This window comes from Myxococcus sp. CA056, assembly GCF_013336715.1.
Classification (GTDB): domain Bacteria; phylum Myxococcota; class Myxococcia; order Myxococcales; family Myxococcaceae; genus Myxococcus; species Myxococcus llanfairpwllgwyngyllgogerychwyrndrobwllllantysiliogogogochensis.
In genome coordinates this window covers 952,392-971,733 of record NZ_JABUMT010000004.1, presented here as the reverse complement: position 1 = coordinate 971,733, position 19,342 = coordinate 952,392, and the positions used below count along the sequence as shown (strand labels likewise).

Below are 19,342 nucleotides of genomic sequence, written 5' to 3'. Positions count from 1 at the left end.
CACCCGGTCCACCCGACACCCAGGAAGTGGGTACAGCGTTTCCATTCCCAGGGTGTATTCGCCCCGCTGGCAGCTTGCCGCGTCTGCCTACTCCCCAGAGGGGAACCACACGAAGTGCGGGAGAGCCGCGGAACCGGGGCAACTTCACTCCTGCATTGCGCTGGCGCCGCCACACGCTCAGCAGCGACGAGTACAGCCACTCCCGGCGAAAGAAGTGCTCCCACTTCACCGGGCTTCGTGCAGCGGTCTGCCTCCGCGAGCACCCTCAACTCGTACTCCGCCGTGAAGCCTCGGCGCCTCGCCTTCTCCTGCACCTCGGTCTCCCTGCCCCGAGTCACTTCCACCACCGGATTCATCGTTCCTGCCTGGGTCGCCCTGCACATTAAACTGCCGGGTACGGACTGTCTCACTCACGTTGGCAGAGAGGGCTGGTCATGAAAGCCGCCACCGAGGAGGACCGCCGCACCACCATCCGCCACCTCGGACGAATGAGTCTTTACGCGGTAAAGACGAGCCTGACGCAGCACAGCATCCTTCTCGAGCTGCGCCTCCTCGTGGGCAGCAAGAAGGAGCGGATGGCTATCGTCACCGGCTGCCTGGAGGCGGGCTTCGAGTTGATGCTGAAGAACCCGAACAGCGCGCGGGAGCCCACCATCCATTGAGGAAGAGCCCGCCATGGCGACGTTCACGCCGTGGCGGGATCGCCGGCTTGCGGTTCAACCCACGCCCGCGACGCTCAATTTTGCCGGCCCCCAAGCCAAAGGAGGCGAACACCCATTGGAGCTGCTGGTTAACGGGCCAGCGGCTCAGGAGTAGGATGGCGCCGGGAGAATCCATCGACATGAAGGCATCCGAGCGAACCCTGCAGCAGCTCCTACACTCGTCGGACCAGTACGTAATCCCAGTCTTTCAGCGCTACTATACGTGGGGCACCGCGAACTGGGAGCAGCTCCTGGCAGACGTAAGCGAGCTGCTCGAGGTCGGCGCGGACGAGCGCCGCCATTTTATGGGCTCGATCGTGACCGTCCCGGACGGGCACCAGCCGGGCGTCGTCCCGGCGTACCAGGTGATCGACGGACAGCAGCGCCTGACGACGCTCTCCATCCTCCTGTGCGTCGTTCGCGACGTGGCATTGTCCCGCGGGTGGAACGAACTCGCCGCTGAGGTCGAGGAGAACTACCTCCTCCACAGATTCAAGAAGGGGCGCGAGCGCTACAAGATCTTCCCTCGCTTGCGCGATCGCGGTGGCTACCTCGCGCTCGTCGATCAAACCGACTCCACCGCCGGTGGCCAGATCGAAGCAGCCCACCATCTTTTCGCGAAGCACGTGGAGCAGCGGGCGATATCGGAACCGGAGCTGCGTCGCTTCTTCACGGCGCTCGTGACGCGACTCGACTTCGTTGCGATCACGCTCGGAGCCGAGAATCCATACAAGATCTTCCGGTCGCTAAACTCCACCGGCGTCGACCTCACCGAGGCCGATCTGATTCGCAATCACGTCTTCATGTCGTTGCCGATCGACGACCAAGACGGATTTGACGACACACTCTGGCGTGACCTCGAGTCGCGGTTCATGCGCGAGGGCAAGCTCTATGGGCGCGACATCGAGGCGTTCCTCCGCGACGCGCTCATGCGCGACGGAACCTACGTCGGCCGGGATGAGACCTTCGAGATGTTCGAGCGAAAATTCCCGCACGGAGAGTTCGAGCCCCGCACCGTCGTAAGCGACTTGGTCAAGCTCTCGAAGCTTTACGACGTGGTCCGAGGAGCCACGGCCCACACCAACGCGGAGGTCGAAACGGCACTGCGCGCGATCCGGGAGCTCAACGTGACGACGGCCTACCCTCTCGTAACCGCCCTGCTTGAGCGCTCAAGCCGGAACGAGCTGCCGCGCGCCGACCTCCTCGTCATCTTGCGGGCGATCGCGAGCTTCGTGCTTCGTCGCTTCGTCTGCGGACTCAGCTCCCGAGGGTACAGCACTTGGTTCGTCGCGGCCTGCCGTGAGTTAGGTGACCCTGCGCGGACTGTGCTTGCCTTCCTGTGTGCAAAGGGATGGCCGTCGGATGACGAGTTCAGGGCAAAATTTGTGCGGTTCAATCTCTATCAGAGCAAGTACGACCGGACTGTACTCGCTGCCCTCGAGCTAGCCGTACAGGCCAAGAGCGAGCAGGTGCTATTGGACGGCTGCTCCATCGAGCACGTCATGCCGCAGACCATCGACGATGCCGAGGACGAGGGTCGCGCATGGATCGCCGCTCTCGGTGATCCGTGGCGCCTGGTGCACGCCGAGTGGTTGCACACGCCGGGCAACCTCACGCTCGTCGGCTCGGACTACAACAGGGAGATGTCGAACCGCCCGTTCGAGATCAAAAGGCCAGTCCTCGCCGAGAGCAAGGTCTACTTGAACCAGCACTTCAAGGCGGACACCTTGAAAGCGTGGTCGAAGAATCAGATCGAGGAGCGCGCCAATCTGCTCGCCGATCTCGCGATCAATGTGTGGCCCGCGCCGCTAAACCAGAGCTCGTAGCGTCGCGGGTCAGCCCACTGCGGTCTTTGTCGCGCCACCGTGGTGGGTTACGCGCGGGCGGCAGCGGAGCTTCACCGCGCTCTTCGTGAACATCTCGTCAGTCGCCTTGCTCGACCAGATGAAGGCCTCGCCGGGACGCAGGTTCGACATCTTCTCGGGCGTCAGCGAGCCGAGAGCCGCGTTCGCCTTCTGGATGTGCTTGAGCCATGCGGGCGAATTGAACTTGTGGAGGATGACTTGGCTGGAGAGCTCAATGAGCGAGACGGGCACCGACGGCGGGTCCTGACTTGCGACCATAATGCTCGTGCCCTTGTGACGCATCTCGCGCACAACCTCTATGAGGCCCGCCACGAGGTCCGGGCTCTCGATGTACTTGTGGGCCTCGTCGAACACGACGAGCTTGTTGAACGAGTGCTCAGCGCCTTGCGCGTCGCGGTACTTCGCGTCGGCGAAGAGCTGGAGGAGCACGACGAAGAGGCCGAGCGCTTCATCCTTCTCGATGAACTCGTCGCGGAGGTCGACGATGATGAGTCGGCCAGGGCAGATCTCGTCCTTCAGGCGAATCGAGTCGTCGATGTACTCGCTCGCGAGCTCGAGGCGCATCTTCGCCATGCCCTTGAGGTGATCCGACAAGGACGACGCCTCAATGCCCTGGTTCAGTCCCTCAAGCGTGAGGTCATCGCGGAGGGACTTCATTACGCGGTTGAGCTGGCGGATGTACGTCGCTTGGTTGCCGACGGCGCCCATGAGGAAGCGCCAGTGGCTGGTCTGCAGTTCGGCGGCGCCGAACTTCAGCGGGCGCACCTCGATGCTCGGATACTCCTTCTTGCGCTCTTCGAGCTTGTCGGCGGGCGCGAGGAGGAGAACGTCTGAAAGCGCTTGCGGTTCCGCACCGAACGTATCCTTCAGTGCCTTCACCTGATCGGCCTCGCTGTTCGGCGCGACCATCGAAGTGAACTCCGGCCGGTAGTCCATCGTCGGGCTGTAGTGGAAGATGACCGTGGCCAGCGGCTGCGGGAGGACGTTGATGTTCGGGATGGGCAGCGAAGCCATCTCCGCGATCGTGCCGAGCGTGTAGCTCTTGCCGCCGCCCTGGACGCCGAAGAGGCTGATAGTGTGCGTCTGGTTCAGGTCGATCGCGACGCGTCGGCCTGAGACGTCGCCAAGGAGCCCGTACTGAGGCGAGTCGCCGGTGACGCCGAGCATGATGTCGTAGGGCACGGCGGAAGCGCCCTTTGGCTCGGCGCTCGGCGTGGGCGCCGGCCCCTCCGCTGCCGGGGGCTCGGGAGGCACGGCCACGGGCGCGACGTTGGCCGCAGGGGCAACCTTCGGCGGAACCGCAACCGATGGGGCCTCGGGTGCGGCAGGGCGCACCACCGCAGGCGTAGACACCGCCTCCTGCGGGGCGACGGGCGTATGCGACGGCGGAGGGACGCTGGGCTGACGGCCTCGCAGCTCTTCCCAAGAAACGGAGCGATCGCGCGGTGAACCGAGGAAGGCGGCCATGTCGAGCGTCGGTACCGACGGCGCGCGCTCGCGACGACGGCGTACCTCGGTGACACCGCGCGGGCGAGGCCCCCCGCCCCACTCCCCGCTTCCCGACGAGCTGGCGCTAATGCTCGCCGACGACTCGGCGCTGGGCGCGGCGGCCTCGACAATCTGGCGAATGAGGTCGACGCCGATACGGTGGTACTCGATGCCGCTCTCCCTCTCGGGCGGCTCGGTGCCCGGCTTGGCGAAGTCGAAGATGAGCGCGCTGCGCGTGAACGCGAGCTGATAGCCATCGTCCAGCGTGTGAACGAAGTAGCGCGCCTCGTCGGCGGCCTCGCGGCTGATGGCCCCGTAGCGCTCCGCGCGCTCCAGGTAGAACTCGAGGAGCAACGCGAGTTCGCGCGTCTTGAACGCGCGGTCCGGGCGGTCCTGGGGCGTGCGCTGCGGATCGAAGTGGTGCGCGAGGACCTGCTCGCTCTGCGCGATCTGCTCGGCGATGCTCGACTTCAGCACGTTGTATGCGCTGAGGTCGCCGACGCCCGAGTAGCACTTCACCTCAACGAGGCGGGACGTGATGATCCGCCGGGTGATGTCGAGATCGAAGAGCCCGAGGTCCGTGCGCTTGAAGCTGACCTCATCGCCGAGTTCGTCGGCCTGCTGTTTCAGTACGCGGTACAGATCGAGGTGCGCGTCGAGCGGAACGACGATCTGGCTCTCGAAGACACCCTGGTGTTCGAGGTAGAGACGTGAGAGCGCGAGGCCGAGGGCTTCGGCGCGTTGCGTCGGCGACGAGATAAGCTTGAGCGCGAGTCGCCCGGACAGCGAACGGAGCTGGTCGAGCAGCACCACCGCGTGGCGCCCCTCGGCATGGAGCCCGTACTGCTCGAGGACTGGGCGCAGGAGCGCTTCGAGTTCGGCGACCGAGCGCGAGGTAATGACGAGCCGGTGACCGAGCGTGCTCGCCATGTCCGGCGAGTGGTCGATCAGGTAGTCAGGACGCGTGGAGTGCCCGCCGTGGTCGAAGAACTCGATGCCGAGGTTGCGATCGAGCGTGAACACCCAGTCGCTCACCTCGTGGACCTGATGGAGGAGTGCACGATCGTCGGGTCCGAGCGCGAGGCTCACGACCGGGCGTAGGTCGATGCCGCTCTGGCCGGTGGCGATGGTGGCGGTCGCGCTCGACATCGCGGCGGCAAGGCTGCCGAGCAGATCGGACAGCTCCTCGGCGTCCTCGATAGGCTGAGCCACGCCGTGGCGCGGGAGGCGCCGCCACGCAACGGTCAGTTCGTCCTCGTGGTACTCGGTCGAAAACTCCTGCACGAGGCCGTGCACGAAGGCGGTCGCATGGCGCGGGTCGGCCTTCCGTGCAGCCACTTCTTCGGCCGGGAACACATCGAACAGCAGAGACAGGTGCGCCGCATGCATCTCGGGGCTCGTGCGGAAGTCCTTGGTCGCGCGCACCGCAAAGCGTAGCTTGGGATGCAGATGAGTCTCCGCCGGGACGGAGAAGGCGTCCGCTTCACGTGCGGTAGTGCCGCCGTCCGTCGTGAGCAGCGCAGCGATCTCCTCGCCAACGCCGGGGGCGTCTGGGTCGGGCACAAAGAGCCGTAGGTCGTACCGGAGATCGGCGAACGCAGGCTCCTTCTGCAGTTTGAGGAGCATGTCGCCCAGGACGCCCGCGCGGCCGGGGTTGAACGCGTTGATGATCAGCGTGCGGACGTAGGGATGCTGCACCAGATAGCGCCGCACGCGCGACGAGAGGTACGCGCCGTCGATGAGCGCACCGCCGATGGCTGGCTCCGGCAAGCCGAGTGCGCTGCACACCTCGCCGACAAGCCCGCGAGGATCTTCCTCGCTCGACGGCGCGAACAGCGTCCAGAAGGGGTTGATACTGTCGACGGCAGTGAGAACGTGCCCCGCCTCCGTCGGCAGGACCGGCGGGAAGCTCGTCGGCGACAAGAGCTTCAGGAGCGCCTCGCGCGTCGGGACCACATACTCGTGCGGCGCCGTCTTCGCGGCCGCCACCCAGCGCGCGCCCAGCTTCGCCCACGTGGCGAACCAAAGCGCCCGGAGCGGATGCGTTGGGGCGACGAGGACCGCATCGCGGCGCCGGCCGCGGTGGTCGACGATCGCAAGGAGAACCGAGTCGAGTGCGAGGACCTTGCGCAGGTCGGTGAACGCACGCTGCGAGTCGCTCTTCGCAGTCGCCTCCGCACGGCGCGCGAGGTCCGCTATCAGCTCGAGGTACGTCTCCGCGTAGCCGCTCGCGAATTCGGCGTGCGCAGCGGCGTCGATGCCCTGCGTGACCAACTCCGAAGCATCACCACGAACCGCCTCGAAGTAGCGCGTGCGAGCCTCGAGGAAGCGATCGCCCGCAGGCCCCTGCGGCCAGCCGTTGACCTCGCCCGTGCTCGTTCCTGGCACCCCATGGTTCAGCGGAATACGCCAACTGATCGGACCCTCCGGCGCACCGAGGATCTTCTGCTCGATGCTCTTGAGCGCGCGCGCGACCGGCACATGCACGGAGCCTTCACGCCCAAGCTTCACCTCAAGCATGTCCGCGCCGCTGACGTGCCCCTTGGTCTTTTCTGCCCACGTGACGTGCCCGAAGGCGACGCCCGCCGGGTCGCGGCCGTCGAGGATCGCAGAGAACTGCGCGCGGAAGATCGCGTGCAGCGCGCTCGCCTCTCGCGGCACTGCGCGCTGCGCGGGCTCGATCTCAACCTCGGTGTTGGGCAAGACGTAGAAGAGGTCACTCTCGTTCGAGCGGGGCAGCGTCGCGTCTGCGTCAGCACTCCACGCGATGGCATGGCCACTTGAATCGACGAGCGGGATCAGGTCGCCGCTCTCTGTCTGTGCGAGCACGCGGACGAAGTGCCAGCCCTCTTCCCAGTCGATCTTGCCGAGCGCCGAGAAGGAGATCGTCGCCTTGTCGGTCGCGGTCTTCCAGACGGCCTTGCTACGCGCGAGGCCGATGGGGCCGTGTTCCTTGGAGATGACCTGTGCCACGAATTTGGCGAGGCCTTGCATCTTAATCGGGTGCGGGTCGACGCGGAACGTGACGTTGAACTTCTTGAGGCTGGCGACCGGCAGGATGACTTGGCCGATGAGCTGCGCGAGCGGATCCTTAGTCTCGTCGTCTTCGACGGCCGGAAGGTCTGTCTGCACCTCGCCAATGAAGACCGAGTCCGGCTGGAGGTCGCCGTCCTCGAACTCCCACTTGTTGAAGGCGAGCTGCCAGAGCGACTTGTCAACGACGATGCGGCGCGCCCACTGGCGCGGATCATCGGTGCCCGCCTCGGCGAGGAAGTTGCCGAGCTGATTACGGAACGTACGGTTGGCGAGGCCCAGATCACCAACGCGGCCTCGCTCCGAGCGAGCCGACCAGGTTAGCTTCTCGACGCATTCACGGTTGCGCACGAGGCGCAGCGGCGCCTTCTCTGGCTGCGCGAGCCACTCGAAGTCGGGCACGAGCCCCACCTCGTAGAGAGACGCGCCGATCGCCTCGGCGTCGTTGCCGTTGACCTTAGCGGCGAGGAGGAAACGCACCGTCGAGAGCGCATCGGCGAAGGTCCAGGGGCTCTCGGAGTCGCGGAGCCGTCGCAGAGACTCCTGCACAGAGCCACGCAGCGCTGGAGGGATCTCGTCGACGAGCCGCTTGCTCAGCGCTTCGTAAAGGCCGGTGACCGAAACCTCCTCGAACGTTGCTACGCCGAACGAGTCCTCGGCCGACGCGCGCACTTCGCTCGGCACAAACACGAGGAGCGGCTGGCGCAGCGAGCCATCGGCGTGGGTGTTGCGCAGCTCGACGAGCTTGGTGCTCGACACCGCGAGCTCAGCGGGGATGGGTAGCTTTCCATCGGTAAGTACGACGACCGTGGTATTCGGCAGCTCGGCTCGGAGCCGCGCGCAGAGCCGAGTCATCAGCTCCGCGTCGAGGTCGCTCACGCGCATGCAGTGGCCAGTGACGCGCGTGCGGAGCTGCTCGACGAGCAGCGGGACGGCCACGTTCTCCAACTCGTTCGTGAGCTGCGTCGAAGACAGCTCCTGAAACCCAGCGCTCACGGCCGTCCTCCTGCAGTTGTGTCGTCGGCGGCGATGCGATACCTCGGGGTGATGGTTTGCGTGACGTAGGCGTCAGAGAGGTCGCGGTAGAAGCCGACCTCGCGCAGTCGCCCAGTGAACGCGCGAACGTTGTCCCTGAGCGCACGGCGGTCCTCGATGCTCGTCGTCGCGAAGCCATCGCCTCGCGGCAACTGGTCGATGAAGATGCCGTAGCGCTCACGAAGGAACACGAGCAGTTCGTCGACGCGCAGCTCCCCCGTGTGGAATCCCTCCGCACCGCCAGGCTTCAGCACGGCGATTTGGAGCAGGACCTCAAGGAGCTGGCTGTCGAGCACGAAGCGGCGGGGCGCGTTCTTCGTCCTCCCCTGTGCGAGAGCGGCGCCGGGCCGGTTCTTGAGCAGCAGGGAGTCGAGGCACTCAACGATGTACTGACGATGGAAGCGACCGCGCAGCGCGACGATCATTTCGATGTAGGCGTCGAACTCGGGAAGCCCCATCTCGGTGACGGCCTTCAGCTCCGGATCGAGTTCGGCATCCTTCGCACCCGAGGTCTCCTCGACGAGGCTCGAGATGCGCTGACCGAAGAACTTCTCGCGCTCGGCCTTCAACGGCGCGTCGAGCAGTTGCAGCACTTCGCCCACCGAGAAATCGCCGCTCGGCGGCTTCGACAGCTTGCCGCGTCGAACGAGATCAGTGGCGAACTCATCGAGCTTCTTCGTCGCGAAGTAAGCGCGCACGAAGGTCGGGATGCGGCGGTAGTGGGTATCTGCGCTCCGCTCGGCGAGGGCCGCCATCGGCGTACCCGGCTGGCCAGCGACGTCGACAAGCATACCGACGCGATAGGGACAGTCGCCGTACGGGTTGTCCGGTCTCGTCGGGTTCACCGGGCATGCGCCCGTCGCACAGGTCGGGTCAGCGCCCTTGCGACGCACCAGGGCCGGCAGGAGATTCAGGAGCCGCAGGTGATAGAGTCCGAGGTGGAACGCGATAAGGACCTTCAGGTAGTCCACCATTACCGAGCGTGGGATGAAGCGCTGGTAGAACAGCAGCCGCTGGACGTCATCGGCGAGGAGGTCAGCCGCGCCCACACAAAGCGGCGCGAAGATCTCGCGGCCCGACTTGGCGTCCGGGGCGTCCTTCACCTGGTCAAGTAGTCGAAGGAGCGCCTGCGTTTCGACGTCGAGCGTGGCTGAGCCGTCGGCCTTGCCGGTGACCTTGTCGTGGCCCTGGAAGAAGAAGTGCTGGAGGTGCTCGATGGCCTTCTGACCGGCGCCGTTCCGCGCCCCGTAGAGCATCTCGTAGAGGTGCTGCGCGGCACCGTAGTCGCGAGAGTGCTTCGGATTGCGGAACCGATACGTGAAACCGTGAAGCGGGCGTGGAGCCGCGACTGCTTGGTTGGCCCTCCCTCGGTTCACCATGTCGAGCAAGTGCGTCTCGACCCAGCGCCGCACGACGTCAGGATGGCCCTGGAAGTTCGTAAACCACTCTGGGTGCTCCAAGAACTCCTCGACGAAGGTCTCGATCGAGAGTTCAAACGTACGCGTCAAACGGCTCGGATAGCCATTGTGCGCCAGCCGCGCGAAGAAGGCGGTGAGCACGCGGTCCATCTCGAGGTGCTTGAAGTCCAGGTAGCTGATCTTCGGCAGCCGGAACTCTCGATCACGCTTGGACAAAGACATCAGACCGCTCCCTCCCGAGCGCGCGTCATCTCGAGGCGCCCATCCGAGTGCCGCGCGACCCGGTAGAAATCGTGGCTTGACGTGCTGAGCAGAACCTCCTGATAGGGCGCAGAGCCCAGCAGGTTCTTGAAGACAGCGAGGCTCAAGTAGTAGCCCTGCTCCTCCTCGACGCTGGGCCGATAGCCCTCGTTCAGGCGCTGGAGCATCTCGTACACGTCAAGTGACACGAACAACTCGGCGGCAAGCCCCTTGTCCTGGTAGCGAAGCACGAGGCCGGTCGGCATGTGCTCGACGAAGCGAGAGCGCGAGGACTGGTCAGCGAGCGCTAGTGAGAAGCGCTCTCGCGGGTAGAGTCGGTACGAGCGCACGCTGCCGCCTTCGACGCGCCGCACCTCGAGAGCGAGGTTGTTGCCGATGTGCTCGGGCCGCGTGAGCCCTTCGCCGCGGTTGATCGCGACAAGCAGCGGCTCGAGGAGCCCCTCGGGCGGCCGGGCGCCGCATACGACTGCCAGCAATTCATCAGCCGTCTTGTACGGCAGCATCGAACGCCAGCCTGTATCGCGCCGTTCGAAGAATGCGCGCCGCCGAGCCATCGCGATGAAGCGTCGGTGGGCCTCTGCCCGATGCTCGCTGGCTTTCCCGGAGACATCGCGCGGCAGCTCGTCGTACAGCCTGCGGAGGATCTCGCGGTCGTAGTTCCCCCGCCGCTCGAAGCGGAACAGCGTGCGGTCCTCGGTGGGCGAGACGAAATCGAGCGCGCGGTCGAGACGCGGATCATCGGCTTCGGCAACGTCGACCTCGGAGAGCAGCGTCAACAGGCGGTCCGCACTCGGCGCGTCGCCGCCCTTCCAACTGTTGAAGTAGAAGCCCTGGATAATCTCGTTGCGCTGACCGGTGCGATACAGCTCGTGGATCTCGTCGCAGTCGCGCGTGCCGACGAGCATGTACGCAAGCGCCGAGCGCAGGTCGCGTAGCGTGATGTGCAGTCGCCCGCGCAGGTGCGTAATCGCGTAGAGGCTCTTCAGCCGCTCGACCACGTGCTTGCCAGCTGTCTCGTCCTGGATGGTCCGCGCGTTGTGGAAGGCATAGCAGCGCTCCTTCAGGTCGCAGCCGTGGCACGGCTCCCAGAACTTCTCGTGCGCCATTCGATTCACGAGCCGCTCGAGGATCGAGCTATCGAAGCCATGGGGATCGACGACGACGCTGCGCAGGTTGAGGTTCACGACCGCGACGCCCTTGGAGGGCTCGCCAGTGCGGAGTCCTTCCCTTACCAGCGTGGCGAGCGCTTCGAAGTCGACGCGGTTCGCCTCAAGGAAGTCGACGAGGCGACCCTCGTTGATGGCGATGAGGCGCGTCTCCTTCGACATGGCCCAGCCCGACGAGTCCTTGCCCTTGAACGGCGCGAGGAAGGCGCGCAGCACGTCGTCGTTCTTCCGATCGCCCTCGTCCTGGCTGCCGTCGTAGTTCGACAGGAACGTGCGGCCACGGAGCACGAAGCGCGCGCCGTTCAGCGAGTGATCCACGATGGCCTGCTCGTCTGTGGCGGCGCGTTCGAGCTTCTGTAGAAACGCCGTCTTCCCGTCGCCGGCGTTGCCCGAAATGATAACCAACGAGAACTCGCCCGAGAGCACCGACGGCAAGAGGTCGCGGTCAAGCGCGGTCTCGACGTAGGTCTGCTCGCTGATGACGTCGAGCCCACGGGTGCCCGCGTTGCTCCGCTTGCTCTGGCTGTAGACCGTAAGCATGTGGCGCACGTACGGATTCGTGTTCGGGGCGATCGGTTGGCCTGACGAGCTCCCGTTGCCTCCGTTGGTGGGCGGTCCCCATGATGGTGGCACTGGCGTGACGGGCTGCGGGGCCCGCCTCGCAGCAGGCACACCCGCGAGAGCTCTTTGCAGCTCGACGGCGGACGCGAAGCGAGCAGCCCGCTTGGGCGCGATGGCCTTCAGCATCACGTCCACGAGCTCGGGCGCGATGTCGCTCAAGTTTGACTGCTCGCGCGGGTCGGCGGCACTCCTCCCCGGCGGCGGAATCTGCGCGCTGTCCCACGGGTACCGCTCCGTCACCGCTTCGTAGAGCGTGATGCCAAGCGCGTAGAGGTCGCGGTCCGCAAGATCGCTCGGCGTCGGCACCGCCTCGAGATCGAGGTCCGGCGGAAGGTAGCGACGCGATCCACCACCACGGTCGCCGCTCGCGCCGAAGACCGCGACATTGAAGTCGATGATCTTCGCGCCACGCTCGGTCCACAGCAGGTTGCGAGGCTTGATGTCGCAGTGGAAAACACCGGCCTCGTGGAGATGCACAAGGCCCGACACCACCTGTCGCGCCAACTCAAGCGCGTCCTCGGGAGCGAAGAGGTTGCCCTCGATCATCTCGCCGACGTCGAGGCCATCGATGTACTCGAAGACGATGAAGGGTGGACCGTTGCCGGGGATGAAGTCAGCGTCGATCACCTTCACGACGTTGGGGTGATCGGGGATGCGAAGGAGTGTCTTGTACTCCTTCTTGAGCCGGTCGACAGTCGAGACGCGGTCCCGCAGCACGAGCTTCATTGCGCGCGACACGTCCCCGAGCGTGTCGATGACCTTGTACGCGACGCCGAACGAGCCTGGTCTCCCGAGGCGCTTCTCGACGACGTACTTCGGCGTGAGCTGCGTCTGGGACAGCAGATTCGAGTAGTCGGGCTGGGGAACGGCAGGCTCCAGCGCCGGCGCTGACGGCGGTGCGCCTGCCATGCGCACCGACGCGGCGCCCGGTTCGAGGAGAACCTTGAGCTCGGTCAGCCCCCAGGAGGGCGTCGGGCGCTCGCCAGGCTCGAACATGCACATCTTCTGGAGCCAGGCGTCGAAGCCCTTGGGCAGCTCCAGTCGGAGGGCGCTGGGCTTCACCGCGAAGACGGCCTTCTGCTCGAAGAGTTCGGTGTGCGTCTTGAACGGGCGCTCGCCCGTGAACAGCTCGTAGAGCACGAGACCGACGCTGAAGATGTCGGAGGCGGGCGTCGCCGCAGCGGGCTCGCCGTGAATCTCCGGCGCCATGTACTTCGGCTCGAGGTCGTCGACGATCTCCTGCGCGATGGTCCGGCTGTGGTCGGTGCCCGGGCGCGCGAAGTCGAAGCCGGTTAGCCGGACTCGACCGTCGGTGCCGACAAGGATGTTCGACGGCGAGATGTTGCGGTGAACGACCCTGTGCGTCTGCAGGTGCCCGAGCGCGGTCAGCAGGTCAGCCGCGATCATGTTCTTCTGGTCGAGCGTGAGCGCCAACGTTGGCTTCTCGATGTGGACGCGTAGCGCCTGTCCGGGCACGTCCTCGGTGACGAGGAAGTACTTGTCCTCGGCCTCGCTGGGGAAGAATTCGCGCACGCCAACGATGCTCGGGTGCCCCGGCATCGAGCTGAGCGCGCGGTAGGCGTTCGAGATGAGGAGCTTCTGCTTCTCGCGATCCTCCGGCTGCTTGTACGGATCGGCCTGGTACGCGCGGAGCAGCACGCTCGACTTCTGCGCGACGTACGCGTTGAACGCGCGGTACTCGACATAGCTATCGGTGCCGCCGAGCTTCTCGGCGACGACCCAGTTGCCGAAGCGCAGCGGCCCGGAACGGGGGTTCGCCACGCCCTGCAGCGCTTTGATGATGATGTTTTGGTGCGCGCCGATGTTCTTCGATTTTCCTGCGGGGATGCGCGTGCTGTTCTGGAAAAACGCGGCCGCCTTCTTGAGTATCGTGACGTTCGGCGCGTCGCGACCTCCCTGATCGACGAGCGTGGCGTCAGGTGCTGTGAGCATGACGGCGGCATCAACGTAGATGGCCTCGAGATCGCGGCGGCCGGGCTGGCTGCTCGTGATGACGCCCTTGACGGCTCTGGCGTGGCCACGAAGCTTGGCGAGGGGCGAGCTGAAAGGTTGGCGGCCGTCCGGGTACCACTTAGACCCGTAAACATCGATAAGCCCGCGCGTGCCTTTCACGTCGACGAGGTAAACGGCATGCGGTGCGACGATCGCGACGTCGACCTCGAAGGCTTCGCCGTCGCGTACGATCTCAAAGTTGTGGAGGACGAGGTAGCTCGACGGCAGGTGAGCCCGCAGGTAAGCGATGGACTGGCGCTCGGCCTCGTTTACCGGTTCGCCAATGGGGATCACCGTAGCCATCAGCTCGCCCCCTTCTCGATAGCCTCTTCGACCAGGGAAACCGCTTCCTCTTCGCGGAGCACCGCCTTGTCCCGTGCCGAATAAGCCTCAACGACGATTCGATGGATCGCCGCTTGTGCCTCGCGGGCTGGGTAGGGAACAGGCAGTTCGGCCCTGAACTTTGGGTGAAGATCCTGTAACTTGGTCCCGATCGAAATCGACCGAAGCATGCGGAACGCTGTCTCTGATCGCAGAAAGGCAAACAGACAGCCGCGCAGCATCACGGACTCGTCGGCGATAGCTCGGACGAAGTGTTGCGAGTACGCGTTCTCCTCAGCTCGACCGTAGATGAACTCCGCACGACAATACAGCTCGGACTCTCCAAGAGTTCCCTGCGCGGCGAGCATGACGGTTCCGCGAGGCACCAACACTGTATTCCCTACCGTTGCTCGGGCGATCCAGCGCCCCTCAGGGCGTACCCAGAAAATCTCCTTCTGGCCGACGAGCCGGTAGGAGAATTCAGGGTCCGCATCGACGCGCTTGAATCGTCCCCCGCTTCGAAGGGTTCCAGGGAGGCATATGTCACCGAGTGTCTTCCAGGGGCGCTTACGAATCTCTGCAAGCAGCCTCTGGTACCTTGGCGCAAAGTTGAGCGCGCGGAGGGAGTCCGTGTGCGGATTATCCACCACAAAAGCAGTGTCCCGCCCCATCAGATGCCAGTCCGCGGCGGTGATGTCGTCGAGCCTCACTGACGAGAAGAGCTGTTTCGTCGCAGCGTTCAGGTCCGCTTGATACTTAGCCAGCAGCTTCGCCGACTCGACGACCAAGTCGTTCGCGCGGCCTTCGATCGTATGGCCGAGCCGGGGAACCGGAAGCTCCGCGATGTGGTGGGGCTCGATATGCTGGATGATAGCGCCGTAAGTACTCGACACTATGAGTGGCACGCCGAACTTCGAGCGGAGGTAGGCGTGGAGATAACCGGGTGGGATTCGTTTCGGGTCGGCGGCCACACGAAGGACATGTTCGCTCGCCATCATCCCACGCATATCGGGACGTGAGAACGCCATGCGCCCGACCGTTCCCGATCGAGTGATGAGGCTCCAAGAAGGCTCGAGAAGTTGTCCACGATCACGAACAGCCTGCGAGGCCGCTACGCGCGGAACGCCCGAGAGATCCCCCATCAATATGTCTGTGCTGCCGAGAAATGGCACACCATCGTGCGCCTCCGTCACATACCTCCGGGCGTGACGTCCACCGTTGAAGATACCCGCAGCGCCAGCTTGCGTTACCGATGAAAGTGGAACCTTTGCCGCACGGAGCTTACCAAGGGCGTGCTTCGTTTCCGGTCCACCTGACATGTACGGGCCGCAGTCCAGGCGCCGGCCGTTCTGGTGCAGCAGTGCGCTGGCGATTGTCTTCGCTCTCATGCGCCCTCCACAGGGAACCACGCGCGGAGCGCGTCCAAGAGCCGCGTGAGCGCTTCGTCTTCGCAGCGGTGAATCGACACCTGAGACGAGACCTGCCGGTAGAGTGCCGCCGAACGCGGCGCCTTCTTGCCGCAGTTTCGCAGCGCCCACTCAGCAGCCTCCTTGGGTCGCTCCGGTTTCGCCCGGCCAGCAGCCAGCAGCCCTTGCTTACTGAGCGCGAGGCGTAGCACGTCCCACGACGCCCAGCCGAGCGCCAGCGCGGAGTGCGGGGAGTCGGACCAGAGCCACACGTCGGCCTCGGGCCGTACAACGATCGCCAAGCTGTTCGCCTCCGACCAGCCCGCATCGTTGAGATGGCCGCGAAGCGCACTCTCAATGGCGTCGGCGCCCGGGCTGCCTTCCCACTCTTCGTCGACGATGACGACCGCGCGCGTGTAGTCCGCCACCAGCGGGCGAAGCAGTTCGTTGGCTCGGACATAGAGACCCGAGTCGTTCTGGCCAGCGGCGACCTTGATGTCGCGGCGGGCGTCGAATTTGAACCGACCGCATCTGACGATGCGGTGGATCTGGTCGCGCTCCAAGAGACCGCCGATAGCCTCGGCCATGTTCTTGTCCGCTACGAAGAAGAGGAGGTCGTTCACTCGAACACCCCCGTGGCGAACAGGCTTCCGAGATCAATCGCGCCCTTCCATGTAGCGAGGCGTGGGTGCTGCACGCCGGGGATGGCCGAGGCCGCGCCGCTCCGAGCAAGCCGCGTGACAAGAAGCTCGGAGAGTTTTGTCGTAGCGAGCACCACTGGAGAGTGAGTCGAGACCCAGACCTGTCTGTCATAGTGCGATCGCAGCGACTGCATCACCGTGTCGATCGCTTGCGGGTGGATACTGTTCTCCGGCTCCTCGACGACGAGGAGGCGAGGCGCATCGTCAATGTACGCGATGAGAGTGAGCGCGAGGATGCGGAGAGTGCCCTCTGACAGCCCCGAGGACGTCACTTCGAAGCCAGCCTCGTACTGGACACGGAAGTAGGCGTGGTGGTCGTCCTGGCGCTCACGGACGGAAAGCCCAGTGATCTGAGGGAGCGCGGTGCGAACGTGCGCGACCCACGCGGCGAAGCGCTCGGGGGACTCCTCCTGCAGACGAAGGGCGAGCCAGGGCAGGTTTTCGCCCGAACTGAGGAGCGGCTGCCTCTTGAGGCCAGGCTGGCTCGGGCTCCTGAGTTTGCTCCAGGTTGGATCGAAGAACACGACACCATCGAGCAGGAGGTTGAGGAGCCAGATGCTCGCTGGGAACTCGGCCTTGTTCTCGACCTGGATGCGAAGGAGCGCGGGCAGCGTCTCGTCGATCTGCGCCGAGCGCTTGGCGCCGTGTCCCTCAGGCCGGAAGATGCTCTCCCCACCGTAGGCTCGATTGATGACAAAGCGCCAGTCGTCCTGATTGGCGTTCTCACCCTGGAGAGGAAGCCGCTGCGCCTCGTATGCGTCCGAGTGGGTGAACAGGAACAAGTACTCGTTCTGCACAGCCATCTGGTGAGTGGTCACCCGAAGACGCAGCTCGTAGCGAATGTGCGTCGGGTGCTTAGAGGCGTCCTTCTGGACCGTCGGGCTCGAGCGCGCAACGACCGCCTCTCGCACGTGGTCCGGCAGCCGCGCCTCAATGCCGAGCGAGAAGCTCTCGCCGTTGTGACGAAAGCACAGTTCGCTGAGAGAGGACGCACGCGCGCCTCTGTTCAATAGCGGGTCCATGAACGCACCCGAGATGCTACGACTCCTGAGCAGGTCTCCGAGGAGCACTGAGATGTCGAGCAGCGTTGTCTTGCCGGAACCGTTCGCGCCAGCGACGACCACGAGGTCATTGGTGGTGATCGAGAGCTTCTCGAAGCATCGATAGTTGGTGGCATCGATGTGCGTAATCACGCCCCAGGCTCCTTGTTCTTCTTGCGGAATTCTTGGTACGCGTCCGCGATGAGCGGCAGGTCGTCATCAACGACTTTTCTTTTGCGACGCAGCCGCCGCTCAACGAAGTGGCCGTTCACGCGGATGCGCTCGATCTCCTCAATGTCCTTGAGGATCTCTTCGCCGTCGGGGCTGCGCTTGTAGAGCGTGTTGCCTCGCCGATCGAAGCCAACCTTCTCGGCGACAGCCATGAAGACCGGGTATTCATTGGTGCTCCCGAGGTCGCCAGCCTTCAGCTCCTGCTCGGTCTTCTTCTTCAAGAAGAGGAGGCTCGTGAGGATGTTGACGTTAGCCTCGACGATGAAGACCTCGACGGGCAGGTCGATGCTCGCCAGCACCCAGTTGTGTCGAAGGATCCACCAGCGGATATACTCGTCGCCCGGATTGCCGAGGATGCCGTCCGGCAAGACGAGGCCCATGCGTCCACCCGGCTTGAGCCAATCGACGCAGCGCTCGATGAAGAGGACCTCGGGTGCCACTCTACCTTGCAGTCGGCCCGTGTTTCGAAAGCCTCCGTCCTCAGTGCGCTCCCAAATGCGCGCGAGGTTGAAGTTCCGAAGGATGTTCGGATCGGTGATCGGGATCTCGGAACCGAAGGGCGGGTTCGTCATTACCACGTCCATCGTGCCCAGCTTCGCGACTTTCTCAGCCTCGGCGCGCCCCGGCAAGTGACCTGCGGGGAACTCAAGCGAGTTGATATTAAAGAGATGTGCCTCGGTGTTGCTTGCCATTACGGCGTTCATCTGCGCAGCACGGACGAGGAACGGATCGAAGTCAGCGCCGAACAGGTGCTTCTTCACGAACTCGCCGAGGCGGTCCTGGATGGAGTTGAGTTCCTGCGTCGACTCGGCGCCGGGCTCGATGCCTTTCTCGGCCTGGAACTTGTGCGCGAGGTGCGCGAGCGTCGCGGTCAGGAAGCCGCCCGTGCCACACGCCGGGTCGAGCACACGCTCGTTCGGCTTCGGGTCGAGCATCGAGACAACCAGCTTGATAGCCCCGCGCGGCGTGAAATACTGCCCTCGATCACCACGCAGGTTGGTGCCAACGATCTCCTGGTAGGCGGCCCCCTTTGCGTCGACATCTGTACGCCCGAGGTCGTACTTCGCGAGCTCCGAGACCATGAACGCGAGCGCGCGATCGGAGAGAGTGATCTCCTCGTTGCCGCGGAAGACCGTCGAGTACTTCTTCTTCACCTCCTCGAAGAGCGGGAGGATACGCTTGCGAATGGCCTTCTGCCCATCGGGATCGAACTGCTCGTCGATGAGCTGGCCATTCTTCTCGAAGCGGCCAGCCCAGAAGCGACGCGCATCGTTCGGCTGCCGCTCATCATGCATCTTGGCGAAGATGAGATAAAGGAACTGCCAGAAGGCAGCGTCCTTCGGCATCCCCTCATTACCGTGGATGAAGTTGTGGCATCGCCGGAAGGCGGTGCGAAGCATCTCGGGATCGGCTCGACGAAGCTTGGCGTGCGAGGCGACATCGCGCGTACCGATGGAGTCGTCGGCGAGCGGCCAGTCGCCAATTGGGTTGAACTTGACGTCGAACTTGGTGCGCTTGACCTGAAAGAAGAAGAACTCGAGTCCGTTGGTCCAGAGGCCGTACTTGCAGTTCTCGCAAGCGGCCATCGCATCCTTGAGCAGCTCGAGATCCTTCGCGGCCTGCTCGTGGTCGCGTATCTTGTACGCACCTCTATCGCCGACCTTCAGCTCCTTCTGACAGACGACGAGGCGGCGCACGTTCTCCGGAGTATGATTGGATCCAGGCTCGAAGATGGCGATGTCGATCTTCTTGTTCGACGACCTGCCGGACTCCTCGACCTTCACCTTGAAGTCGGGCTCCATGTCGTCGACGGAGATGCCGTATTCGTGAAAAAGCGCACGAGCGATGCGCTGGCGAACACGCTCCTTGTCGTTCTCCGCGACAGGCTTGCCCGTGATGTAGTCGAGGATCTTCCCGTCCTCGATCGCGCTCGTTTCGTCGGTCGACGTCTCGTTCTCCTCGGCTGCTGTCGCCGACTCCGACTTCGCTGTCTTTTTGGGCCTAGCCATGCTTCCGCTCCTTCTCACCAAGCTCGTCGGAAG

The 19,342-nt window shown here is 64.4% G+C and carries 9 protein-coding genes; 2 read left to right on the top strand and 7 right to left on the bottom strand.

The window, feature by feature from the left end:
• Positions 1-434 precede the first annotated feature (434 nt).
• Positions 435-662: a hypothetical protein gene (locus tag HUA76_RS22310; protein WP_174461991.1), complete on the top strand. Its 228-nt coding sequence runs from the start codon at positions 435-437 to the stop codon at positions 660-662.
• Between the two features lie 179 nt (positions 663-841).
• On the top strand, positions 842-2,527 hold the full coding sequence (locus HUA76_RS22305; RefSeq protein ID WP_174461990.1) for a DUF262 domain-containing protein: 1,686 nt from the start codon (positions 842-844) through the stop codon (positions 2,525-2,527).
• A gap of 9 nt (positions 2,528-2,536) precedes the next feature.
• On the opposite strand, the gene HUA76_RS22300 is transcribed toward HUA76_RS22305, so the two are convergent.
• The 7 genes from HUA76_RS22300 to HUA76_RS22270 are packed head-to-tail and all read right to left on the bottom strand — an operon-like array spanning position 2,537 to position 19,309.
• Positions 2,537-8,083 (bottom strand): ATP-binding protein, encoded by a 5,547-nt coding sequence (locus HUA76_RS22300; protein WP_174461989.1) that lies wholly within the window; start codon positions 8,081-8,083, stop codon positions 2,537-2,539.
• Positions 8,080-9,762 carry a hypothetical protein gene (locus HUA76_RS22295; RefSeq protein WP_174461988.1) on the bottom strand — a complete coding sequence of 561 codons (1,683 nt, stop codon included), beginning with the start codon at positions 9,760-9,762 and terminating at the stop codon, positions 8,080-8,082. The genes HUA76_RS22300 and HUA76_RS22295 overlap by 4 nt, the downstream gene beginning before the upstream one ends.
• Entirely contained in the window at positions 9,762-13,904 is a 4,143-nt protein-coding gene (locus HUA76_RS22290) for a protein kinase (RefSeq protein WP_174461987.1), read from the bottom strand. The genes HUA76_RS22295 and HUA76_RS22290 overlap by 1 nt, the downstream gene beginning before the upstream one ends.
• Positions 13,904-15,310, bottom strand: a complete 1,407-nt coding sequence (locus tag HUA76_RS22285) for a restriction endonuclease subunit S (RefSeq protein WP_174461986.1) — start codon at positions 15,308-15,310, stop codon at positions 13,904-13,906. Before HUA76_RS22285 ends, HUA76_RS22290 begins: the two co-directional genes overlap by 1 nt.
• On the bottom strand, positions 15,307-15,951 hold the full coding sequence (locus tag HUA76_RS22280) for a hypothetical protein (protein ID WP_174461985.1): 645 nt from the start codon (positions 15,949-15,951) through the stop codon (positions 15,307-15,309). The genes HUA76_RS22285 and HUA76_RS22280 overlap by 4 nt, the downstream gene beginning before the upstream one ends.
• Positions 15,948-17,222: an ATP-binding protein gene (locus HUA76_RS22275; protein WP_174461984.1), complete on the bottom strand. Its 1,275-nt coding sequence runs from the start codon at positions 17,220-17,222 to the stop codon at positions 15,948-15,950. The genes HUA76_RS22280 and HUA76_RS22275 overlap by 4 nt, the downstream gene beginning before the upstream one ends.
• On the bottom strand, positions 17,219-19,309 hold the full coding sequence (locus tag HUA76_RS22270) for an N-6 DNA methylase (protein WP_174461983.1): 2,091 nt from the start codon (positions 19,307-19,309) through the stop codon (positions 17,219-17,221). Before HUA76_RS22270 ends, HUA76_RS22275 begins: the two co-directional genes overlap by 4 nt.
• Positions 19,310-19,342 lie beyond the last annotated feature (33 nt).

Coding starts and splice junctions, on each gene's coding strand:
- HUA76_RS22270 (WP_174461983.1), bottom strand. CDS start 19,309: ATGGCTAGGCCCAAAAAGACAGCGAAGTCGGAGTCGGCGACAGCAGCC.
- HUA76_RS22290 (WP_174461987.1), bottom strand. CDS start 13,904: ATGGCTACGGTGATCCCCATTGGCGAACCGGTAAACGAGGCCGAGCGC.
- HUA76_RS22285 (WP_174461986.1), bottom strand. CDS start 15,310: ATGAGAGCGAAGACAATCGCCAGCGCACTGCTGCACCAGAACGGCCGG.
- HUA76_RS22305 (WP_174461990.1), top strand. CDS start 842: ATGAAGGCATCCGAGCGAACCCTGCAGCAGCTCCTACACTCGTCGGAC.
- HUA76_RS22310 (WP_174461991.1), top strand. CDS start 435: ATGAAAGCCGCCACCGAGGAGGACCGCCGCACCACCATCCGCCACCTC.
- HUA76_RS22295 (WP_174461988.1), bottom strand. CDS start 9,762: ATGTCTTTGTCCAAGCGTGATCGAGAGTTCCGGCTGCCGAAGATCAGC.